The sequence below is a fragment of the Vibrio variabilis genome, assembly GCF_003263785.1.
GTDB classification, from domain to species: Bacteria; Pseudomonadota; Gammaproteobacteria; order Enterobacterales; family Vibrionaceae; genus Vibrio; species Vibrio variabilis.
This window is the reverse complement of the sequence record NZ_JYJK01000078.1, coordinates 65,064-88,047: the sequence shown is the minus strand read 5'-3', so window position 1 is coordinate 88,047 and position 22,984 is coordinate 65,064. Positions and strand designations below refer to the sequence as shown.

Below are 22,984 nucleotides of genomic sequence, written 5' to 3'. Positions count from 1 at the left end.
CACCCATTAAATGATATTGATTATCATTTGAAATTCAACCTATTATACCTGGGGCTTTTTGAGATAATTAAAAATGTCTGGATCTCACACTCGATAACAATTATCATTTGTATACGTTATAACATAACAAAAGAGATAATCATGAAAGTCCTCAGCTCACTTAAAAGTGCCAAGAAACGTCACTCAGATTGCCAAGTCGTCAAGCGTCGTGGCCGCATTTACGTTATTTGTAAATCGAACCCTAGATTCAAAGCAGTTCAGGGTAAGGCCGGTAAAAAACGTTAAATCGTGACATATGTAAAGAGTTTGTTAACACCAGCTTGAGAGCTGCAACCAAATGACATTAGACTTGAATGGTAAATACCGGCAAGGAGGCACTATGGACGATTTACAGTTTTATTTGGTTAACGATTACTGCCCGCGTTGCAACTCAGTAACACCACACGACGCATTCGAAGTCGACAATATAGAGCACAAAGACGAAGCTCAAGTAGAGCAAGTGTGTGAGAAGTGCCAGGGTCTCGAGCTATAGCTCAAACTTTGATTCAAATAAAACCGCCCTATCAAGGGCGGTCTTTCTATCGTTTCTACATAAAAACTAAGATGACATGCGCCTGTAATTAATATTGCGCATATCAAGATATTCCAACTGAGCAGCCACCCTTGGTAAAAAGCTTTGCCAAGACTTGTTCTCGCTGGCCGTCCATGCCACCTCGGCAACAGCGAACAGCCTTGGGTACAACAAGTACTCCAATGTGGCTTTGTCTTTAACAAACTCCGTCCACACCAATGCTTGGGTACCTATCACTTGTTCACTGTTGTCGATACTTCCAGGGTCAAATTCGTAGGCCGTTTTAAGATCAATGGCTCCAGCCCACAGCACTCCAGTTTCATTAACATCCTTGTTCCATGCCATATCGAGGTAGGTGGCCTGAGCCGGACACATTATGACAGGATACCCCGATCCCGCTGCTTTTTGCCCTTCAGCTCCGTTTGACCATGCACAGACTGTTGCGTTACTGGTGATCTTGTTGCCATGGCTGGCCTCTTCCCACACGGCAATCTTACGGCCTTTCTGGGCTAGATATTGCTCCAAGTGGGAAATCAAATGCCCCTCTAGCAAGCGAACATCGTCGAGTCCCATTGCTTTTGCCTTGGCGATACACGCCGGAGATTTCTCCCATACGTGTTTCGGCACTTCATCGCCACCCAAGTGAATGACTTGAGATGGAAACAGCTCACATACTTCATCCAATATGGTTTCCAGCACTTGATAGGTGCCTGGCAACCCGGGATTGAGTACATTGTCTTGGTACTGCTGAATGGAAACATACTCAGACTTATCGTCAGCTTCGCGCAGCAAATGCGGTAACGCCATAATCAGGGCACGAGCATGACCTGGAATATCAATTTCTGGAATCACAGCGATCTCTCGCGCTTTGGCGTACTCAACCACCTCTTTTATCTGCTGCTTTGTAAAAAAGCCGCCGTATCGCTTTGGTCCAGAGCCAAATTGAGATGGCTGTAACTCTCCCTCGCCGCGCCAAGCACCCAGATCCGTGAGTTCAGGGAAGGCGTCGATTTCTATGCGCCATGCTTCGTCATCGGTGAGATGCCAATGGAACGTATTGAGCTTAAGCCACGCCATTTGGTCGATAACTGACTTCACTGTGTCGATGCCATGAAAGGAGCGTGCACAATCTAAAAACTGCCCACGGTGATGGTATTGAGGCGCGTCGATAATAGTAGCCGAGCGACGACACCTTGACCTGTAACCAACAGCTGCGCCAATGTTACCACGCCATAAAAGAACCCTGCCGATGTCGCCGCTTTGATCTGTATAGACTCACCGCCAATCGTCAACTCATAGCCTTCAGGTTTGATGTGCTCTGCACTTACCTTCAATAGCGATAGCGACAGCGTCGCATCACCTTCTGCTTTTGGCAAAGGTCACCTCAGGAAACTGATTTGAAAACCAATCAATGGCGTTACGAGTTTCTGGCCACTCAGCGTTGAAAGTTACTTGATTGGCTAGTCGAAATTCACCCTCGGCAGGCTCAATAGACTGCGGCTGAGGAATAACACCTGAGCTCGCTGCGGGAAGCGTCAACACTCGAAGATCTAAGTCTTCAGGTTGACTCATCTTATGTGTTCCCATTTCAACATCGACTATCGTTTCTCCAAGTCGTAGATAGGGATGATTTGGGCGCTCAGAAAGATTGAACAAACCACAAGTTTGACTTTCGATGGTGGTTTGCCAGCGCTCACCTTTTCCTATCGCAGTATTTACCGGAGGTGCCATCTCAATGTGCGACCCAACTTGCGAGGTAACGTGTCCATTGACCACGGTTTGTTTATCGATAAAGCGCGGCATATCAAAGCACAGCACAAAATCTTTCAGTTCTGTATCAGTGCTATTTTCTAGGACAATATTGAGCTTGAGCGAGTCATCTGCACTGTTAAGCACATCAAAGTGTAATTTAGGTTTACTCACGACAAATCCTTCTTACTTTATACGCTAACGAGCGTTGATTGCAGGGCGTGTAACTACCTAGCATATCAATTGCTCAAAACCCTGTGATGACACTCGCGTTGCAGAAATCCAAGAATGCGGCGCACCCTAAATTATTGACTTGTAGAACAAGATAGCTATTGCTTATCCAAACTCTTTCACGTAGACGCTAAGGTGCTTATAGAATCGAAGTCTGACGCCTAGAGATCTAAGAAACAGCCTAGATCAGTTTCGTAATATCAACCTCATCAAGTTGCTCGTCCAGCATGTACTCTTTCGCGAATCGTAAATACACGCCTGACGTTAAAAACAACTCGAAAAGCGATTTGTCCAAATGATTGTCCTTCACCATATTGATTTAGCCCACTCGATTCACGCAAACAAAAAAGAGAGAAGCAATTGCATCTCTCTTCATTTCAGTAGGCTCTAGAGTTCTATTTCATTTGTACTCGCAGTTTTTTAATCAGAGCAATTGAGCGCTTAATCGTCTCTGGCCCTTTATCTTGGTCCATATTAATTGACCAATCTTGTTGGTTCACAATGGCAATGCCTGTATCTAAGTCACTGAAACCCAGCTGACCAAAAGACCCAACACTCATCAAAATATTCTCTTCTGGAAAATAAAATGTCTGCGCGCCATAAGCGACTTTGTAACCGGTTGAGCTAGTTATAAACTCACCCTTTTCGCCCTTGGCCAACAAGTCTCTATCTACATCTTTTGCCAACTGGTAATAAGCCTCACCCGCTTTACCTTCTGCGATATACTGGTGGAATAGAGCATAATCCAATGCACTCACATTAATACCATATGCGGGTGAAGTCGTTCCATCCGACGTTTTGGCGATAGATCCTTTGTCCTGATGACCCAGTTTGTCTGCCAGCTCCTGCAACAGGACAGCGAAAGACTTACCCGTTACCTTTTCAGCAATAAGACCCAGAGTGTCGGTATTCTGATCGGTGTACTCCCATTTCGTACCTTGCTCTTGACCACTGCCTATCGCGTTTTTGATGGCATTAAAATGCCCGATAGGCTCTCCATTCGGCTGGAGCCCTATTTCGACTTCCCATTTGTAACCTTCCGAGCCTGGTGTATGATAGTCGCCTAACTGCTGAACCCCACTCGCCATATTAGCAATATTGCGTATGGTTGCTTCGCCAATCACACTTCCAGCCAGATTCGGCAAGTAGAACGCAGCCGTTTTTTCAGGATCAATCTTACCTGCGTCGATCAGTTGGCCAATGATCAGTCCCGCATAGCTTTTTGATGCCGATTGAAGATTGTTGCTCATACCTCGGTTATACCCGTTGTCATAGAACTCTGCGACAACCTGACTACCCTTTAAGATGACAAACCCTTTAGTCTGTGTTCCCTGCAAACTGTCCAAGTAACTTTTACCCGCTTCAAACTCAGTGTTTAAATCAAAAATCTGTTGAGACTGCTTAAGTACAGTGGCTTTGTCGCCTTAATGGACTCTACTCCATGAGTAACAAAATCCGCCATGTTCATACTCACATGCTTGTAATACGGCCAGGTTTGCATCTGACTGTGAGGAATGTTGTTTGCGTCAAATGGCTGATAGAACTGACTAAGATCAGCAGAGGGGCCAAAAGCTGAGTCTGCCTTTGCAGTAATACTTGCCGCTACAAGTGCGATTGCGATGATGGCGCGTTTCATATTGCTATCCTCATGAGTATGTTCAAAGTGTATTAATTGTTTTCCCGTTTGTGGGAATACGTCTATGATACAAGGGTGACGCAAAACTTATTAATAGGCTTCCTATGGTTTCACCATAGGATGGAACGAGAAAACATGCTTAGACCTGAGCTACTTAAAGCCTTTATTATAGCCGCTGAAACTGGCTCTTTCAGCGCTGCAGCCCGTCAGTTAGGAAAGCACTTAACGACTATTAGCGGCAATATTGCCAGACTAGAGGATGAGTTGGGATAGTGCTCTTCGAGCGGGAAGGAAAATACCCCCAGATTACTGAAGCGGGGCTGGCTCTCTATGATAGCGCCAAAGTCGTGGTCGACAGTACCGAGCGATTTGCTTTTAGCGCCCGTCAACTCTCTAAAGGGATCCCAGCAACACTGGTGATGGGAATAGATGAAGATCTGCCTCTCGCTCCGTTCTCAGAGCTCTTTCATTCTGTACAGAAACGCTGGCCCAACCTTAATTTAGTACTAAAGAGACAAGCCGCTCCCAAACTGTTCAAAGAGGTCAAAAATAGCAATGTACATATCGCTATTACTCCCACCTTACAAGGAAGCAGTCAATTCTATGAGTTTCGAGCCGTCGGTCAATGGCCATACAAAATGGCATGCGGTGCCGATCATGAGTTAAGTCGATCCCGAAATATAACTAACGATCAACTCGCAGCTTTTACCCAAATACTGCCCACTTCCCTAGATCCCAACTCGCCCTTTATGCAGACACAAAAAATGTCACCTTATACATGGCTAGCCGAAGGATACGATAGTTTGTGTTCATTACTTAAGGCCAATATTGGTTGGGCATTTTTGCCAGTATATGGTAGCGACTTACCTGAAGGTGTTAAGGAGATTTTTCCTGAATTCTCTCTGGTTGACATGCATATGCAATACGACATTATCTGGCCAAAAGGCCAAAGAACAACAGAGTTACATCATTGTATTATTGATCAAGTACATGCTGCTTTCTCTCAACGGGTTTAGCGTTTACTCGGCTTTGTTGCCGAAATCGAATGAACTAAATCAAAATCTTACGATCGGATCAGAGACATTCATTTACTGACTTTGATTTCATGCCGAAGCCTCGCTATAAAACCACCAACTGGCGCAAGTACAACAACTCCCTAGTCAATCGAGGTTCACTCACGTTTTGGATTGACGAAGAAGCAATAACAGAGTGGAAACAATCTAAACAGCATAGACGTGGTAGACCGCGATTGTTTAGTGACTTAGCTATCACGACAACTCTCATGGTGAAGCGCATCTTTTCCCTGCCCTTAAGGGCGCTACAAGGCTTCATTGACTCAGTATTTAAATTGGCGAATGTTCCATTGGTTTGTCCTCACTATACCTGTATAAGTCGCCGAGCCAAGGATGTAGAAGTTAATTTCAAAGCCTCAACACGAGGCGTCATCCAACACCTGGCCATTGATGCAACAGGACTCAAGGTCTACGGTGAAGGAGAATGGAAAGTGAAAAAGCATGGAACTGATGGCAAGCGTCGAGTCTGGCGTAAACTCCATCTTGCGGTTGATACAGACACACATGAAATTATCGCCGCAGAGCGATTAGAGTTAAGAAAGCGACACCTTTAATCCCTCCGCGTGAAGGTGCAGCTTTCTGGGCGCGCGGCTAGCGGAAAAAGGTCATCCACGTAATCTGGCAGTTGGCTGCCAAAAGCTCTACGGCTCGAACAAAAAGTGGAAATAGACGTATGGTTACCATAAGCGTTCATTGTCGGAGACCGCGATGTATCGCGTAAAACAACTACTCGCTGCTTCACTCACGCTTCGAAATTATAACGCACAAGTGGGTGAGACTTACGCCATGATCAAAGCACTCAACAAGCTAACTGGGATAGGTATGCCTGAAACTCAGTATGTTGTTTAAAATGCGAACGATTTAGCTAGCGTTCGCTCTTCAGTTGAATTCGGCAACAAAGCCGTTCCGTAAAACTAAATTGGTGGAGACAACCCCAGGCCTTGAACTATTTTAATTTCATAGTCTTCAAGCCAATAAATATCTGCCAATAGCCTTACATCGCCAAATAGTTCATTACGTTGAATGTCGTCTAGCGAGTCTATTTCACCTTTCCAACATGTCGATATATCGATGATTATCATTCGTTCTAAACCAAAGGACTGTTTGCAAAGGTGCTGATAAAGAGACTCTACATTCATCGAATAGCACAGCACTAAGGTACATTTCCCTTCGCCAATATCGAGAAATCTATATTTGCGGTCATTTAAATATATTGTGCAATCCACTTAGACTTGCTCCGCTTGCCGATTCAGTCTCCATTATTTTCCACGAATCGATCTACCGCGAGGAATTAGAGAAATTCATATATGAACAATTAACCCTAACCAAATATGAATTTCTCTAACCCATAGTGGTAATGAAGCTCAAGAACTACCATTGCTCGGCAACCAATAGTTGGGTTTATTGTTGAAGCCAAAAGCATCCTCGATAACCTTCAAAACCCTTAGTTTCAACTCATACATGCTGAGTGGCTGTATTTTTCTATCCAAATACTTGCGTAACCGCTTATAACGCACTGAGATTGTTAGCATGCAACTTTAGAGATTAGTCTGGCTTTAGTGGTGTGAGTTAATTAATAAGATGAACTAAAATGAAGTTAAAGCGCTCAATCACAACCGTAAATTATTCAGCTAAATGGAAGGTCATGATTCTTGTAGTGTCTGTCGCACTAATGCTGCTCAGCGCCCTACCCTCAGCTTTCGGTGAACGAGAAGCTTTGCACATTTCAAACCAAACCGACCCGGCACGCGCAGATGAAGTGTATCGTTACCTTGCGAGCAACAATATTGATGTGCACAGCGTCACCGAAACTAACGATATGTTGGTGGTGACATTTGGCTCAAACGGACAGCAAGCCGCGGCACAAGCCTTGATGACAGAATTCATTCATTCGTCGGAGACCGTTGCTCTTACACTAGAGCCTTCCGCTCCTTCTTGGTTAATCTCGCTAGGCTTTAAACCCATTAAGTTGGGGTTAGATCTTCGTGGTGGCGTGCAATTTCTCTTGGAAGTCGACCTAGTCCCCGTTTTTAACGCTCACGCACAATCGATTATTAACGACCTTCGTCAAGAGTTTCGCGTACGTGGTCGTGTAGTCAATGGTGACGTCGTACTCTCTCAATATGGTGACGCACACCTGGGCGATATTCGTGCTTACCTAAGATCACAGTATCCAAATTGGACGATGAGCCAATCCGGAAGTCGCTTAGCTATCTCGATGGACGAAGAGGAAAGACGGGCGATTCGAACTCTGACCGTGACGCAAAATCTTCAAACAATGAGAGGTCGTATAGAAGAACTAGGGATCACAGAAGCAGCAGTACAACCTCAAGGTGAACATCGAATTCGCATCGAACTACCAGGTGTACAGGATCCAACATCAGCAAAAAACATTATTGGCGCTACCGCATCATTAGCTTTCTACCATGTAGAGTCCGATGCCAGCGTGCGAACAAAATCCATCAATGACCAAGATGGTAGGCCCGTAATTCTTCATAGAAATAGTATCTTAGGGGCGAGCATATTATCGATGCTCGTGCCAGCCTAGGAGACATGGGTACCCCCGAAGTTAACATCACTCTTGATAGCACTGGGGGACGGCTAATGGCCAATCATTCGCGAAGCAATATCGGAAACCCGATGGCAACGCTGTACAGCGAGTACATGCAATCGGAGGAAGGGCAGTCTATTCAACAAAGCGAAGTCATCAGTGTTGCAACGATTCAATCCACACTTGGTAATCGCTTTCGAATTACCGGCGTAGGGTCAATGCCTGACGCTCAGAATCTTGCCCTTCTACTGAGAGCCGGGTCGCTCACCGCTCCCGTCACCATTGTTGAAGAACGCACAATAGGACCCACTCTGGGCGCTGAGAATGTCAAAAATGGCTTTGCCGCCCTCGCCTTGGGTCTAGGCTTTACTTTGGTGTTTATCGCCTGCTGGTATCGACGACTTGGCTGGGTTGCGAATGCTGCACTCACTATTAATTTAATCTGTCTATTTGGTCTTTTGGCTCTTATTCCGGGAGCCGTGCTCACCCTTCCGGGTATCGCAGGCCTCGTACTAACAGTGGGAATGGCTGTCGATACCAACGTACTCATTTTTGAACGCATCAAAGACAAAATGCGCGAAGGGAGAAATTTTTCACAAGCATAGAGCGAGGCTTCGATAGTGCTTTCTCTTCAATTTTTGATGCCAATCTCACCACCATGATCGTCGCCATCGCCTTGTATGCAATAGGTAACGGTCCGATTCAAGGCTTTGCTATCACACTTGGACTCGGGCTATTAACTAGCTTGTTTACCGGCGTATTTGCATCTCGAATTATTATTAATTATTTGTGGGGAAGAGACACCTCACATGAGGTAAAACTGTAATGACCAAATCAATTAACGTCACCAAAATACGTCAATTGATGACGATGATATCTCTGATTCTATTGACACTTTCTATTATTTCTATCGCTTCAAGGGGATTTAATTGGGGCTCGATTTTACGGGAGGTGTTGTTGCCGATATTCAAACAAAATCAGACGTATCTCAAGTTGATCTTAAATCTCATCTCGACTTGGCACTGAACCAAGACGTTCAAGTGACCGCTGCGGGCAGTGAAGGACATTGGCAGTTGCGTTTCAATGATACGAATCTCGATTTGAGAGAAGTACTGAACCAAGCATTGTCGCCAGTAGACAGTCACTTTCATATTACCAACAGCAGCGTGATTGGCCCTCAGGTTGGTTTAGAAATGGTAGAACAAGGCGGATTGGCCATATTAGCCTGCTTCGTTCTTACCTTGCTGTACTTGAGCTACCGATTTGAATGGCGATTAGCATTAGGCTCGATTGCAGCATTGCTATACGACGTTGTCATTGTACTCGGACTATTTGCAGTGACTCAAATCGAATTCAACCTAACTGTGTTCGCCGCTTTGCTAGCGGTAATGGGCTATTCCCTTAATGATTCCATCATAATTTCAGATCGAATCCGCGAGGTGTTTCGCGCAGAACCAGACGGTAAAATCGACGCCCTTCTCGATCAGTCAATTGTATCAACGTTATCAAGAACACTCGTCACATCAGGTACCACCTTAGTCACCGTCTCTGCATTATGGTTACTCGGGGGAAGTGCCTTAGAAGGGTTTGCTATCGCACTGTGCGTAGGTATTTTCAGTGGAACCTGGTCTTCTATCTCTATTGGCACACTCTTGCCAACTCATGTGGGATTACAACCCAACCACTATAAACCTGAAGAACCAGAATCCCTTGAACGCATGCCTTAGTGTATTGCGAATGTAAAACGCTGCTAAGCAACTTTCGGTCATGTGATAGCAACAAAGAATTTCTCTAATTCATAGTCTGGTTCACCCGCAAACATTAAGTTAGCTAAGTAGTTAGGCGCGTAGCCCAGCACCTATCGTTATTTATGCAAAAGCTTAAGCACATAACTTGAAACGAACCGTTTGCTGCACAGGAAATTGCAGCCTTCATCCGATTTAATCTCGTTAAAGGATATTAGCGTGCCTTCGGTTACTCAATAAAGGCTCAACATGCTCAACGCACTCAAACAAGAATACAAGCTGCCGCTTGGTATTGTTGCCGTTCTGTTTTTCAAACTGGTCGGTGACAACTTACTCACTGCAGAACTCTCTCAATTCGCCTACATATCGATTACTGCGGTGCTGTTTTACGCGGTAATGAGCGCAATTTTTTCCGTTGTTCGTCACTCAGATGCTCTGGCGATAAAGCTGGGTGACCCATACGGTACACTTATATTAACGCTGTCAGTTGTGTTGCTCGAAGTCATTATGGTCTCGTCCGTTATGTTGACAGGAGAATCTAACCCCTTCTTAGCGCGCGACACCATGTTCGCGGTTGTGATGGCAGTCCTTAATGGCTTTGTCGGTATCACCTTATTAATTGGTGGGATGAAATATCATACCCAAACCTACAACCTTGATGGAATAAAAGCCTATTTGGTCGCCATTATTCCACTCGCCTTACTGTGTTTGGTTCTGCCTAATTTCACCACAATGGATGCGCTGGGTAATATGTCGACCAGCCTAACTTGGACATTGGTACTCGCTTCAATCGCCTTATATGCGGTATTCCTATTTATTCAAACACGCAGTCATACCGATTACTTCATTGACGGTGACAATGAAGATCACCATGAACATCACGGTCCTCTACATAGCAATATATTCCATACCATTATGCTGGTGAGCTATTTGGGAGTCGTCATTCTGCTCGCAAAAAGTCTGGCCATCCCGATTAACGATGGCATAACAGAAATGGGGGCGCCTGCAGCGCTAGGTGGATTGATCGTAGCCTTGATCATTCTCGCTCCCGAGGCCGTTGGTGCGATTAAAGCGGCCGTGACTAATCAATTACAGCGTGCGATGAACCTCTTCTTTGGCTCGGTTCTCGCTACGATAGCACTCACCGTTCCTGCAGTTCTGCTTATTTCCGGAGTCATGAATGAACCCATTCAACTCGGACTAGCTCCCGCTGAAATGGTGTTATTGGGTGCAACGCTATTAATGACAAGTGTCAGCTTTAGTAGCGGACGAACCAACTCGCTCAATGGAGCGACCCATCTCATTCTATTCTTTGCCTACATCATCTTAATGTTTGATTAAAACACTTTGTGGGTTCTGGCGTTCCATAGCCAGCACCCACGTTAACTTGGAGTTTCCATGCAAGAGATAATTTCCGCAATTTGGCTGCAAGACTTTGATGCTTTGCTTGAATTGAACTCACTGCACGTCTTATTGCTTTTGCTTGGTGTTGTACTTTTCCTTGAGTCGAGTTTTGTATTTTTACCTCTGCCTGGTGATGGTTTAGTGTTATTTGTTGGGGCATGGTGGGGTTGGGGCAATTGACTTTTCAAGTGCTCTAATACTTCTCACCTGTGCTTCGTTTTCAGGCAGCATTATCGCGTACTTTCAAGGACGTTGGTTGCACAACACTCAGTTCATGCGAAAAGCTGAACAAACACTTCCAGATGGATCGTTACCCAAAGCCAAAAAACTATTAAATCGATTCGGATTTCTATCCCTGTTCGTATCACGATTTATCCCATTTGTTCGTGTACTTACCCCGATGCTCATGGGTGTAGCCCAGCTCAGCGTCATAAGAACACTTATTGTCAGCTTCACTAGTTCGATTACATGGGTTTTCAGTCTATTACTGTTGGGGAAATGGGTGATGCGACACCCTTTTGTCTCTCAATATCAAGAGTTCATTACAAAGTGGTTTTTAATGGGCAGTTTCATTCTGATGATCGCTGCATTCATTGCACTTTTCATTAGACTTACGGCCAAAAAGCGACCGCTACAAACGTCTAATTAAACCTAGCGTCAATCACATTTAACTCATTGTCAAAGGCCTAGAATATGACATTAATTACCTTGGCTTTTTCGTCAGAAGGTGCGGAAAATCTGTACTTAGAAATAATCGGATGCTTTATACCCAAAAACGGGAAACGGCTGAACAAAGCCATTCTAGGGGCGGAACCTTCCGATCTGCCTTCAGTGTTAAGGAACCTCTCTTACCCGCAGCGTATCGCTACTTGGACTCTACTAAGCGAAGTAAACCCAAACCTTGCTGCTAACTTACTGGATCACTTATCAGATCCTGAGCTTCTGTGGTTGTTCAGCCAGTTACCTGAAACCACCAGCATTGTGTTGTTTGAGTTTCTGCATTCCGCGGATCGTCGGTTACTACTCAATGAACTACCTAGCGAACTAACAAAACAACTCAAACTTGCCCTACCTTCAGTATGGGAAGACGAAGAGCGTGCCGCCTTGAGGTACCCACAAAACTCAGCGGGAGGTATTTGCAAAAGCGAAGTGCTCAAACTGCCAGCAGAGGCTACCGCCGACAGTTTGAGCGCAATACTAGGTACAGAAGAACACGGTTTGGATCGACTAGAGTGGCGCTACGTTTACTTACACGACTCGGAAGGCAATTATTTAGGCGGACTTAAAATACGCGATGTGTTATTGCTACCACGTGGTGTATTACTAAAGGAGTACATTGATGCCACACTGCCAACCATCAGCCCTCACACTGATCTAAATACGATTAAAAGCTCGCTAGATACAACGTTGCACCCGGTGATACCCGTCGTTGATGATCAAGGTTTCCAAATTGGTATTGTTGGCTTTAAACACCTTAACGAAGCCTTATATCAACGTTCGAAGCAGCAAATGCTCGAACAATCTGGTGTGTTCGGCGGCGATGAATCTCGCACTATGCCAGTACTCAAACGCAACCTACGCCGACTCACTTTTTTAATGCCTTCGGTTGCATTAAGTTATATTGCAATTTCAATTATTGCTGTATACGAGCCCATCATAGAGCAAATTGCCGTCCTAGCAGCGGTGTTGCCACTTGTCGCCAACCTTTCCGGTGCCGCTGGGAATCAATCCGTAGCAGTGTCTATACGTGAATTATCCTTAGGGCAGATCTCAGCCAAAGATCTGTTATATGTGGTGGCGAAAGAGCTCCCCATTGGCGCGCTCAATGGAATGCTCATTGGTGGCGTCCTGGCTCTTCTCTCGTTTCTAACACTTGGCGGAGAACACGCTGGATTGCCCGTGGTCATCGCCATCGCGTACACACTATCTTCCACCCTTGCAGTCATGATTGGTGGCACATTGCCTCTGTTACTCAAGCGGCTCAACTTTGACCCTGCAATGTTATCAAGCCCGGTACTGACCACTTTAACCGATGCCATTTCATTCTTTAGTGTTCTTTATTTAGCACACGTATTTTTACTGTGATTTTACCTAACACTCACCATAACCCGGGAACTCTTATGCATTTTGAAACACTGCTCACCTACATGACACTCACCATTATCGGGTTGTTACCGATAATGAATCCACCCGCTGCTGCTGCCGTTCTACTCGGACTCAGTAAAGGTCGAGATAAAAGTTACATCGTCTCTCAAGCCAAAACCACAGGGCTCTATCTGTTTATTGCTCTGTGTATTACATTCTTTATCGGTGCCTCTGTACTCGAGCTCTTTAGTATTTCCATTCCTAGTTTGCGCTTAGGCGGTGGCATTATTATCGTTGCGATAGGCTTTAATATGCTGTTCCCACGAGTTGAAAGTACTTCTACACCAATGGGGCAAGATTCTATCGCCCTCGTACCTTTGACCATTCCTTCACTCTGCGGTCCTGGTTCGATGGCGGTTATCATCAGCTTGGCCGCTCAAATTGCTACGTACGAAAATCACACAAGCATGACGAGTGTCTATGGCGGTGTTGTGACAGGACTTGCTATCGTCGCAATGATAGCAACGTTCACATTAACTATGGCGTACCCTTTGCTCAAAGCATTAGGTCAAAATGGCATCAATGCATTTACTCGCATCATGGGCTTTCTATTGATCTGTATGGGTGTGCAGTTCTTTACGCTTGGTATTCAAGAGATTGTTGTCGAAATTCATACACTGTTATAGCTAAGTTGCTACATAAGACGACCGTAATGCCATGCGTCAGGGTACAGACGCATGGACTACTCATTCAATAATTACTTTAATCATATCGGGAGCAATCACTGGAGTATTTATAACGTCATTGGTGGTTTATATTTTAGCTACCCTTCACCTTGACCAAAACGATAAATGATCTTCCCGGTGGTGAGAATATCATTGACATTTGAGCGTGGCACTGCCGAATAGCGCCAGTCTGTTTGTACCGCCCAATTGCTGTTGATTTGATAGTGCAAACCAGCCCCCCATTAAGCTGAAATTTCTTTTGTTTTCGATCCATATTCTTCATTGCTTCGCCAAAACCCGCAGTGAGAAAAGGTCTAAAGCGAGAATCGCTGTTAAAATAATACAATGCATTGACACTGTAGTTTTCATAGGCTGTTGACGTCCGCTGCTCATGATCAGTCAGGTAGGCTTTTGTGTAGGTCAAATGAGCCGAAATTGCTGGTGTAAAATGTAAGCCAAGTGAAAAAGATGCCCCAATACCAGACTCCAACTGCCAAAAATCCGATGGCGTGACATAACTCGCCCCAGCAGAAATGCCAACAATGCCGTAGGTTATTGGATCATCATTTCTTTGCGCATAAAAGTTGTTGCGGGCTCTCGAAGAACCAGGCGTAGTATCCAGCATGTACTGAACTTGGAATTTAAACTGACGCTCAGATGTTCCATCAGGCATACCAATGTCTTGAATACCAATAAATCCCGTTCCTGCGGTAACAAGTTGCCTACCAAATAGTTGGTTTACACCGTTGCCGAGACTATCCACTGGATCGAGAAAAAACAGTGTAGTAGTTCCCAATGCACTAGAACCCCAAACCTTACTACCACTGAGCCTGATTTCTTGCTCTTTGTTGTATGCCCACTCTCCATATACCCAGCCAAGTATCGGAGTCACAAACAGATCTTGAATCGACGGGATTTCGGCAAAGGCCTCCACACCATACTCCCAGTAAAATGTGGACATCATGGCAGAATAAACGAACGAATCCCATTGACGGTAGCCTGACTTTCGTGCCGACTGGTAGTACACACCGCCAAAATAAGGGTGGCCAAGATAATTTATATACCAAACATCTCTATCCCAAACAGGACCTTGACTGACATTGTCCCACCACTTATCAAGTAATGGATCTCCATTCTTTTCCCACTGTGTAATTGATTCTGGCATTAAAGCAAGGACACCCGCTACCCCCAATCCATAAGCGCCTATTGACTTAGTTTGTGACCACAGTCTCTGGCTATCTTCTCCATTTTGAGGAGAAAACAACGACACCCTGTAAGGATTTTCATAGAAAGAATATTGTGGCTGACTCTCTTCCCAAGCACTATTTGACATTTCCGAGTCTGCATAAATGGAGAACGATTGAGGGCTTGGCTGATATTCAACCGCGTCAGAATACGACGGAAGAGCTGTTGAAAAGTCGATCTTTTCTGCAATTGCAAGCGAAGAAATGCTAAATGTAGTCGCTATTAAAGTTGGTAGGAGCGTTCGCACTGTGGCCTCTATTAGTCTGGTAAATCACGAGAGTGATTGTATGAGAGGATGCGAAATGTAACGATGGATTTCAGAAATTCAAAAATGCGAGATTACGCATGTGGTAGAAAAGGACAACACTATTCCTAACAATTAAATAACACCAAGTCTATAATTTAAATCTCCAATATTACAACCGAGGAAAGTAATTATCGAATATCATAAACAACAACTGACTCAATCTATAAACAGGCCCACGTTAAGTGGGCCCAAAATAAACTAGAAACCAATTCTGTATGAGATAAGAGAGAGATGGTCCCCTTTGTCGTATTGGTAGGTGTAAACCAAACTCTGATTGTTATTAATCTTATAACCCGCATCCGCGATGAGATCCCAGTATCTGAAGCTGGAACGACGACCATTGTCCTCCTTAAGGTCATTGAAGCTGTAGGTATATTCAGGTGTAACACTAAACCAGATGTTGCTATTTGTGTTGTAAACCATATTGAGTGACAACTGCGTATAGTACGCATTGTTCGACATATCTTGATGTTCAAATGAGCCTAGAGCTAACTCTGGGATCAGACGAATCTCCTTATTTAGCGGTACGTTTACGTGTACACCAAGTTCACCCGTATTGGCTCGGATGCCTCTATTGTCGAAGTTCGAATCGTAGTTATAACCAACAAAATAGCCCACACCAGTGCCATGGATAACATTAAGTCTCAGATCGTGATTGTCAAAATTTTCGTCACTATGATACGTACCTAGTAGATTCCAACGGTTATTAACTTGGCTAGCAAATTGGGCACTTACGTCAAAGTCATTGCTGCCGTACCCAACAGCAAGGCCATTGTACAATTCATACGGATTTGAGAAGTCGATATTTTTATTCGCTAGAACCGACGTAGAAGATAGCGTTGTTAAAATTACTGCGATAGTGGCTACTTTTTTCATTGATACTCTCTTGTATTACTCTATGTGTAATTCATCCATGAAACAGTGAGCAATCCATCGCCTGTATGTTATTTGAATAACGCTACTTTACGTTTTGTGGTTGATATTTTATATGAATTAGAGAAATTCAAATTAGGTGTTCAAAATACCAATTATCATTATGCCTCTAATAAGTGTCCCCTCCTTATAATCAACACCTCCAGCGCTAAGCGATACTAGCCACAATTTCATGCTATATTTTTGTGAGTATTATCAATTACTCGTTCTACATACCAGACATAACCTATTGAAAAATTTGAAATTGCCCTTATTCTTAAAGAATGCCACCTACTATCATTGCGAAAAGGTAACCCATGAAAGAACTGCAAGACCTAGACTTAAATCTGCTCAAGTTGCTCAAAGCGGTTGTCGAAACTCGTAATACTCATGCCGCTGCAGATAAACTTGGTATATCGCAAACCAGTGTCAGCAGAGGGATGGCGAAGTTAAGAGAAACATTTGGCGATCAACTTTTTCTTCGTAAAGCACACGGCGTTGAGCTTCAGAGTTGGCAGAGAAACTTGCCGAAGCGGCCGATGAAATGTACTCCCCTTTGATAAAAGTGGTTGAGTCCTACCACAACTTTGACCCTAAAGTATTTACCGGTGAAGTCACCATTGCTTTAAACATATACCTACTTGAACAATATGGAGAAGGGATTTTTAAGGTTCTACAAAAAGCCCTACCACAGGCGCGCTTTAAGTTAGTTTACTGGCAAGAAAAAACCTTGGTAGAGGTGCTGAATGGACAAATCGATTATTTATTGCAACTTTCAGGCTTTCCTTTACCTCAAGATATCTATCAACATAAGCTCACCGAAGTAAAATTGAGCCTAATTGCACGTAACGATCACCCGGTGTTGAGTAAAAGCAGTGAATGGGAAGATATTCATCACCTACCAATCACAAGAATCTTAATTGATGGCATTAACACCAAGCGTGCTCCAATCGAAGATCTCTACATATCAAAAGGCTACAACGCGAATATTGTGCTGGCGACGCATAGCCTCACAGTATTACGAAGCAAGCTCAGAAATTCGGATGCCTTCTCTTTTGGCAGCAGTTTTATGACAGAAGATGATTCGGAACTAAGCTGTTACCCATTACCCAACTTGCCAAAAGCAATGCGCCAAATTGGTATTGAGGGCGGCTACCTTCAATCGAAGAGAGGCTTTCCACTACACCAACTATTACATCAAACCATGCAGAGCTACTTTAATAGTGTTGTTCAACCTGACGGTCGATAGCGAGCAGGATTTATGGCGTCAATTAAAAAACTCTTAACTATAAGATCCGGCCCCTAAACCGATATATAGTCGTTTTAGGGGCACAGTGTCTATAGGTTAAGGTGTCTGAGGCTGCTTTAAGCAGAGGGAGTGCGCACAGCAGAGGTTGCCGCCGGATACATAATGGTATTTTTAATCTCATACTTGTACTCGTAACTAAAATCAGGAAACGGGAAAGCTTGGTCTTCATGCCATTGGGCAACCACCTGCTCCGCTTTCCTTTTTTGTTCTTGATTGTCTGCCGATACCTTATCGAACAACTGATACTGCGTAGAATGGGCGATCTTCGCGCCAACACTTTCAACCTGAGTCAGCATAGAAAACAAAATGTCTTCTTGCACCGCCATGAACTCCTCATGATCACGACAGCTGATATAAGCCATCATATTGATATTAATAGAGTATTCGCCTACTCCCATCAATCGAACTCGCACTGGTTCTTCTTCTATCATTGGGTGCTGTAATAATAAGCGACGAATGCTGACAATGAGCACCCTTAGCTGCTCGAGTGTTGTTTCTGAACGAAGTCGAATGACATGCTCCATGCGTCTTTTATCTCTTCGCTCCAAGTTATCAATTTCCATATTGGCAAACTCAGAATTAGGGATAGTAATCAAAGAACGCTCTAGCGTCCGAACACGAGTCGACCGCAAACCAATGCTCTCAATAGTGCCAAGTTTATCCCCATAGCGACAAAATTCTCCGAGTTTCACACCACCATCCGCATACAGGGTTAAACCATTAATAACGTTTTCCAATATAGACGAATCGCTAACGCTACGGCCAAGCCACCAACACCTAAACCAGCAAGAATTGGAGAGATAGAAAAACCCATAAACTCAATTACATAAATGCCAAGAATAACAATGGTAAGGCCGCCAAAAATGCGAGCGAGTACTGTGATCAATGATGAATCAACATGCTTTCCTTTATGCTTTTTAAACGCGTATATGTCGGCGAAATAGTTAAAAATCGCCATGATCAACCATGATACAAAGAAAAACTGAGCAAGCAAAAACGCCGTGGTGAACAGTTGGTAAACGCCCCCTGTAATCCAAACACCATCGTCAATGATCCATCTCGCAATAAATAATAAGTTCACAACACCGACGAGCGAGAACAATCTACCCGTCCGCCACTTAAGCCCTCTGCTCTCCCAGCGCAAGTTCCAACGATCCCCCATATGAAAACTGACCTTTATTAGCAATCGGCACAGGATGAGTGTTCCAGCAAGAGCAAACCATTGCCATAAGGCAAAGAGCCATGGAGCCTATTAAACGACTGGGGTAAAGATTGGATGAGCTGCTTGGAGAAAAGCGGTCCAGGGCTAATCAGAAACTCCTGATAATAATCGGGGCGCTTTTCTACATAATAGGGCGACGCTGACATCGTCCGATACCAACGAGCTAAGCTTTGAATAGTATTAGAACTAAACAGAAACTGATCCCTACGCTCCCCTTCCATCTGACGTGAAATGACGATTTCCGTATTTCCAAAACGCCAGTGTTCAATACCTTGTTCATCGACTTGTTCAAGATTAGGGGCGCGTTGAAGCGTCTCTTGCTCTATTCTATCCAGTAGCTCTCTTAGCAAAATCACTTTTTCCATCACTACAACGGTTCTACTGCGATTTGGCACCATAGAAAGATCCATGGTTCGTTGAACTTGGGAATAGGCGTATTGGGCTTCTTTTAAATGTAGGGACTCTTGCTGCCAGTGCTCAATGACAATGCTTGAGTTTCGCATGAAGCTGGCTAGCGTTTGGTTAGGGCTAGAGGTATCAGATAGCTCAAGGGTTGTGCTTGAAACCACTAATGCACTGAATATCGCTAAGCACAACCCAAGTAATGTTTTGAATAGAACTCTAGTCACCCTTTTCTCCCGATAGTCTGTTCGGATAATTCCATCAGCGGAGCTATTGAATATGTATGATCAGATAAGGATTGATGCTGAGAATAATGGTAGCTTGCATGCAATAACGTAACGATGCATCTGAAAACAGAAGCGAAAATATTGGTCATCACAGCCTCCTAAAATGAGAAGCCACATCCCTGTGAATAATTGTCAGCGAAAGATCAACAGCCCCTAATAGTTGATGTGCTGATTAAAAAATTTCCTGAGTTCATTAAGTGCGTCATCTGACTCTGGCATATCAAATAAGAGGCTATTCATATAATCACCATGAGATTGCCCATCATAGATATGAAGATCAGTTTCTACATTTGCGCTGCGTAAAAGGCGATGCATTCGAACCGTGTCGCTGAGCAAAAGGTCACGAGTACCCGAGATGAATATCGTTGGTGGAAACTCTTTGATCTCGGCATAAATCGGCGAAATAATTGGGTTATCTAGAGGCTCCCCGCCAGCATAAAGTTCAAATGTTCCATCAATCATCCCAGCTCGCTGACCAAGAGGATCAAGCCCTTGAAGCGTTAGCCAAGAATCCGATGTTTCTTTCAAATCCACAGCAGGCGTTCCTGCAAACAAAGCACCTGGTGTTGGAAGCCCTAATTCTTGAAGTTTAAGGGTAGTGGCGAGGGTCAAATTACCGCCAGCCGATGTCCCAAACATTGCCGTTAACTCTGGCGACTGAGTCTTAATCAACTCTTTCCAAACGGCGACTGCATCATCCACTGCGGCAGGGAATGGGTGTAAAGGTGGTTGACGGTAATCAATAGAAATCACCTGTGCTCCAAGCCCATTAGCAACCCATATCGCCTCACGCAGCGCAGCCTCGCCACCACCGAAAACGAATGCCCCACCATGAATGTGAACTAACCATTTATCTTTGTACTCTGGTGCGACATTCTTTGGAGTCACCAAGAATATATCAACACCGGCGATTTGTTTTGTTTCATAAGTCACACCCGAACGCTCTAGTGCTTTATGGGTAACTTCGATTCCTGGCGCATCAAACTGGGTCTGCAGCGTTAACCATTCTTCTGTGTTAGTCGGCACTGGCAATGGGGCTGGAACCGTTCTGTTCTCTAAAATTTGAGCAAACTCTGACGAAACTCCCACAGGGGTCGGTATTGTTCGCTCATTCATAGTGATAGAGGCAAGGACTGAGCTAGTGGATAAGCTCAAAAACAAAGTAGGGATAAGTGTGCGCAATAATTTCTTTTTCATCGTGACTCCAGATTGAACATGCAAACCAACATTGGTTATTGTGCGGCTATTATTCGCTCTAAAAATCAAACAGACTATGAATTACTGTAATTCAAATTTGTTCACATCTCCTTCAAGAATGAATTTCTCTAATTCCTATTCAATACTCCGCAGTCTATTCATAATTAACTTACAAACATGAGGAGTGATAATGAAGTATTTACCTGCCTGCATAATATTTATAAGTTACTTAATCTTCTTTTTCTTTTTTGTTATCAGGCTAAGTAGCTAGCCAAACCACACTACGCCTAAATGAGCGTTTACTATAAATTTGATCAGGAATTTTTAAATATAAAAATGGCAGCGCCTCGGTGAGAACGCTGCCACTTTAGTAAGACACCCCAAAACTCTATTATCGAGTTCTAATCTTTAATGTCCGCCTTCCGACATTAAGAGCCATTACTCAACCGTTACCGCTTTCGCTAGGTTACGTGGTTGGTCAACGTCAGTGCCTTTGATAAGCGCTACGTGGTAAGACAGCAGTTGCATTGGCACTGTGTAGTAGATTGGCGCGATGATGTCGTCGACATGAGGCATTTGGATGATCTTCATGTTTTCGTCGCCTTCGAAACCTGCTTTCTCATCTGCAAATACATACAGTAGACCACCACGTGCACGTACTTCTTCGATGTTTGACTTAAGCTTTTCTAGCAGATCGTTGGTTGGGGCTACAACAACGACCGGCATGTCCGCATCGATAAGCGCTAGAGGACCGTGCTTAAGTTCACCTGCTGCGTATGCTTCAGCGTGGATGTAAGAGATCTCTTTGAGTTTTAGAGACGCTTCCATCGCGATTGGGTAGTACTCGCCACGACCTAAGAATAGTGTGTGGTGCTTGTCGGCGAAATCTGTTGCCAGAGCTTCGATTTCTTTGTCGAACGCCAGTGCTTTCTCGATGTTTGCAGGCAGTTCGTGCAATGACTTCACGATTTCTGCTTCGCGCTCTGATGTCATACGGCCTTGAAGGCGAGCGATAGACACAACCATCATCAGCATCGCTGCTAGCTGAGTAGTGAAGGCTTTGGTTGAAGCAACACCGATTTCAGTACCTGCGCGAGTCATGAATGCAAAGTCAGATTCGCGAACCAGAGATGAACCCGCTACGTTACAGATGGTCATTGCAGACATGTAGCCTTTCTCTTTCGCAAGACGAAGGGCTGCTAGCGTATCGGCTGTTTCGCCAGACTGTGAAAGGGTCACAAGTAGGCTGTTTGGACGCACAACGAAGTCACGGTAACGGAACTCAGACGCGATTTCTACGTCACAGCTTACGCCAGCGATAGATTCAAACCAGTAGCGAGCCGCCATGCCAGAGTTATATGACGTACCACATGCGATGATTTGTACGTGTTCAACCTTCTTAAGGATATCAACCGCGTTCACACCGATCGCTTCAGTCACTACCGCTTTATCCGTGATACGACCTTCCATTGTGTTGATTAGTGCGCGCGGCTGCTCGAAGATCTCTTTTTGCATGAAGTGACGGTATTGACCCTTGTCACCTGCATCATGTTCTGCGTTCGATTCGGTGATTTCACGTTCGACTGGATTGCCTTGAACATCAAGCACCTTAACTTCGCGGCGAGTGATCTCTGCCACATCCCCTTCTTCTAGGTACATGAAGCGACGAGTCACGCTAAGAAGCGCAAGTTGGTCAGAAGCTAGGAAGTTTTCACCAACACCAAAACCGATAACGATTGGGCTACCAGAACGAGCAGCAACGATGCGGCTTGGGTCTTTACGGTCAACAACTACTGTACCGTAAGCACCGTCTAGCTGGGCTGCTGTTTTTTGCAGCGCTTCAACCAGAGTTTCTGATGTGCGACGTTCCCATTCGACAAGGTGGGCGATAACTTCAGTATCCGTTTGAGATTGGAACACGTAACCGCGCTCTTGAAGCAAAGCACGCAGTTCTTCGTGGTTCTCGATGATGCCATTGTGGACAACAGCGATATCGCCAGATACGTGTGGGTGAGCATTGGCTTCAGAAGGTTCACCGTGCGTTGCCCAGCGAGTGTGTGCGATACCTGTACCGCCAGTCACATCTTGTGCATCAACTGCATCAGCAAGCTCTTGTACCTTACCTAGACGCGAACGCGCTTAAGCTCCAGATTTGCATCAACAACGGCTACACCCGCTGAATCATATCCACGGTACTCCAGACGGCGTAGACCCTCTACCAAAATTTCTGCTACGTCTCGTTGTGCTACCGCACCTACGATTCCACACATATCAATTCTCCATTATTAGTTTCTGTTTCCCTCTATGAACGCAAGCAAGTCAATAAAAGAGGG

General features: G+C 44.6%; 22 protein-coding genes and 4 pseudogenes. 14 read left to right on the top strand and 12 right to left on the bottom strand.

Going from position 1 to position 22,984, the window contains the following annotated elements:
• Positions 1-141 precede the first annotated feature (141 nt).
• Positions 142-285 (top strand): type B 50S ribosomal protein L36, encoded by a 144-nt coding sequence (ykgO, locus tag TZ48_RS12985; RefSeq protein ID WP_112479463.1) that lies wholly within the window; start codon positions 142-144, stop codon positions 283-285.
• A gap of 94 nt (positions 286-379) precedes the next feature.
• On the top strand, positions 380-532 hold the full coding sequence (locus TZ48_RS24400) for a hypothetical protein (RefSeq protein ID WP_162631279.1): 153 nt from the start codon (positions 380-382) through the stop codon (positions 530-532).
• Positions 533-598: 66 nt separating this feature from the next.
• Here TZ48_RS24400 and TZ48_RS12980 read toward each other — a convergent pair whose 3' ends face one another.
• From TZ48_RS12980 to TZ48_RS12960, 5 genes are all read right to left on the bottom strand, one after another.
• Positions 599-1,669: a beta-N-acetylhexosaminidase gene (locus TZ48_RS12980; protein ID WP_239670846.1), complete on the bottom strand. Its 1,071-nt coding sequence runs from the start codon at positions 1,667-1,669 to the stop codon at positions 599-601.
• Positions 1,670-1,701: 32 nt separating this feature from the next.
• On the bottom strand, positions 1,702-1,947 hold the full coding sequence (locus tag TZ48_RS12975; RefSeq protein WP_112479461.1) for a glycoside hydrolase family 20 zincin-like fold domain-containing protein: 246 nt from the start codon (positions 1,945-1,947) through the stop codon (positions 1,702-1,704).
• On the bottom strand, positions 1,928-2,494 hold the full coding sequence (locus tag TZ48_RS12970; RefSeq protein WP_112479460.1) for a hypothetical protein: 567 nt from the start codon (positions 2,492-2,494) through the stop codon (positions 1,928-1,930). The genes TZ48_RS12975 and TZ48_RS12970 overlap by 20 nt, the downstream gene beginning before the upstream one ends.
• Before the next feature lie 452 nt (positions 2,495-2,946).
• Entirely contained in the window at positions 2,947-3,897 is a 951-nt protein-coding gene (locus tag TZ48_RS12965) for a serine hydrolase domain-containing protein (RefSeq protein WP_112479459.1), read from the bottom strand.
• 29 nt (positions 3,898-3,926) lie between these two features.
• Entirely contained in the window at positions 3,927-4,187 is a 261-nt protein-coding gene (locus tag TZ48_RS12960) for a hypothetical protein (protein WP_112479458.1), read from the bottom strand.
• 135 nt (positions 4,188-4,322) lie between these two features.
• Between TZ48_RS12960 and TZ48_RS12955 the strand changes: the two genes are divergently transcribed.
• The 10 genes and pseudogenes from TZ48_RS12955 to TZ48_RS12910 all read left to right on the top strand — a co-directional run bounded on the left by TZ48_RS12955 (position 4,323) and on the right by TZ48_RS12910 (position 13,731).
• Entirely contained in the window at positions 4,323-4,460 is a 138-nt protein-coding gene (locus tag TZ48_RS12955) for a LysR family transcriptional regulator (RefSeq protein ID WP_162631274.1), read from the top strand.
• On the top strand, positions 4,460-5,203 hold the full coding sequence (locus tag TZ48_RS12950) for a LysR family transcriptional regulator (protein ID WP_112479456.1): 744 nt from the start codon (positions 4,460-4,462) through the stop codon (positions 5,201-5,203). The genes TZ48_RS12955 and TZ48_RS12950 overlap by 1 nt, the downstream gene beginning before the upstream one ends.
• Before the next feature lie 89 nt (positions 5,204-5,292).
• Positions 5,293-6,109 (top strand): annotated as a pseudogene (locus TZ48_RS12945) (IS5 family transposase).
• Positions 6,110-6,851: 742 nt separating this feature from the next.
• Positions 6,852-8,637, top strand: a pseudogene (secD, locus tag TZ48_RS12935) (protein translocase subunit SecD).
• Positions 8,637-9,538 (top strand): annotated as a pseudogene (gene secF, locus TZ48_RS12930) (protein translocase subunit SecF). The pseudogenes secD and secF overlap by 1 nt, the downstream one beginning before the upstream one ends.
• A gap of 267 nt (positions 9,539-9,805) precedes the next feature.
• The gene (locus TZ48_RS12925; protein WP_112479454.1) at positions 9,806-10,897 is read left to right on the top strand and encodes a calcium:cation antiporter; all 1,092 of its coding nucleotides are present in this window, start codon (positions 9,806-9,808) and stop codon (positions 10,895-10,897) included.
• Positions 10,898-10,954: 57 nt separating this feature from the next.
• Positions 10,955-11,140: a hypothetical protein gene (locus tag TZ48_RS25115; RefSeq protein ID WP_239670845.1), complete on the top strand. Its 186-nt coding sequence runs from the start codon at positions 10,955-10,957 to the stop codon at positions 11,138-11,140.
• Positions 11,109-11,609, top strand: a complete 501-nt coding sequence (locus tag TZ48_RS12920; protein WP_338062271.1) for a DedA family protein — start codon at positions 11,109-11,111, stop codon at positions 11,607-11,609. The genes TZ48_RS25115 and TZ48_RS12920 overlap by 32 nt, the downstream gene beginning before the upstream one ends.
• 44 nt (positions 11,610-11,653) lie before the next feature.
• Positions 11,654-13,045 (top strand): magnesium transporter, encoded by a 1,392-nt coding sequence (locus TZ48_RS12915; protein WP_112479453.1) that lies wholly within the window; start codon positions 11,654-11,656, stop codon positions 13,043-13,045.
• Positions 13,046-13,080: 35 nt separating this feature from the next.
• Positions 13,081-13,731, top strand: coding sequence for a MarC family NAAT transporter (locus tag TZ48_RS12910; RefSeq protein ID WP_112479452.1), 651 nt, complete (start codon positions 13,081-13,083; stop codon positions 13,729-13,731).
• Between the two features lie 133 nt (positions 13,732-13,864).
• Here TZ48_RS12910 and TZ48_RS12905 read toward each other — a convergent pair whose 3' ends face one another.
• Both TZ48_RS12905 and TZ48_RS12900 read right to left on the bottom strand, forming a co-directional pair.
• Complete coding sequence (locus TZ48_RS12905; protein WP_239670844.1) at positions 13,865-15,262, bottom strand: DUF3943 domain-containing protein; 1,398 nt, start codon at positions 15,260-15,262, stop codon at positions 13,865-13,867.
• A gap of 258 nt (positions 15,263-15,520) precedes the next feature.
• On the bottom strand, positions 15,521-16,198 hold the full coding sequence (locus TZ48_RS12900) for a hypothetical protein (protein WP_112459959.1): 678 nt from the start codon (positions 16,196-16,198) through the stop codon (positions 15,521-15,523).
• Between the two features lie 353 nt (positions 16,199-16,551).
• On the opposite strand from TZ48_RS12900, the gene TZ48_RS25110 reads away from it, so the two are divergent.
• The gene (locus tag TZ48_RS25110) at positions 16,552-16,794 is read left to right on the top strand and encodes a helix-turn-helix domain-containing protein (protein WP_239670843.1); all 243 of its coding nucleotides are present in this window, start codon (positions 16,552-16,554) and stop codon (positions 16,792-16,794) included.
• Entirely contained in the window at positions 16,746-17,483 is a 738-nt protein-coding gene (locus tag TZ48_RS12895) for a LysR substrate-binding domain-containing protein (RefSeq protein WP_239670842.1), read from the top strand. The genes TZ48_RS25110 and TZ48_RS12895 overlap by 49 nt, the downstream gene beginning before the upstream one ends.
• A gap of 116 nt (positions 17,484-17,599) precedes the next feature.
• Here the strand turns inward: TZ48_RS12895 and TZ48_RS25105 are convergent, their stop codons facing one another.
• From TZ48_RS25105 to glmS, 5 genes and pseudogenes are all read right to left on the bottom strand, one after another.
• Positions 17,600-18,280 (bottom strand): mechanosensitive ion channel family protein, encoded by a 681-nt coding sequence (locus TZ48_RS25105; protein ID WP_239670841.1) that lies wholly within the window; start codon positions 18,278-18,280, stop codon positions 17,600-17,602.
• A complete protein-coding gene (locus TZ48_RS25100) occupies positions 18,256-18,705 on the bottom strand; it encodes a mechanosensitive ion channel family protein (RefSeq protein ID WP_239670840.1) in 450 nt (149 codons plus the stop codon). Before TZ48_RS25100 ends, TZ48_RS25105 begins: the two co-directional genes overlap by 25 nt.
• 17 nt (positions 18,706-18,722) lie before the next feature.
• The gene (locus TZ48_RS25095) at positions 18,723-19,394 is read right to left on the bottom strand and encodes a hypothetical protein (RefSeq protein WP_239670839.1); all 672 of its coding nucleotides are present in this window, start codon (positions 19,392-19,394) and stop codon (positions 18,723-18,725) included.
• Between the two features lie 213 nt (positions 19,395-19,607).
• Positions 19,608-20,651 (bottom strand): alpha/beta hydrolase, encoded by a 1,044-nt coding sequence (locus tag TZ48_RS12885; RefSeq protein ID WP_112479451.1) that lies wholly within the window; start codon positions 20,649-20,651, stop codon positions 19,608-19,610.
• A 438-nt stretch (positions 20,652-21,089) separates the two neighbouring features.
• Positions 21,090-22,921 (bottom strand): annotated as a pseudogene (gene glmS, locus TZ48_RS12880) (glutamine--fructose-6-phosphate transaminase (isomerizing)).
• Positions 22,922-22,984: the final 63 nt, after the last annotated feature.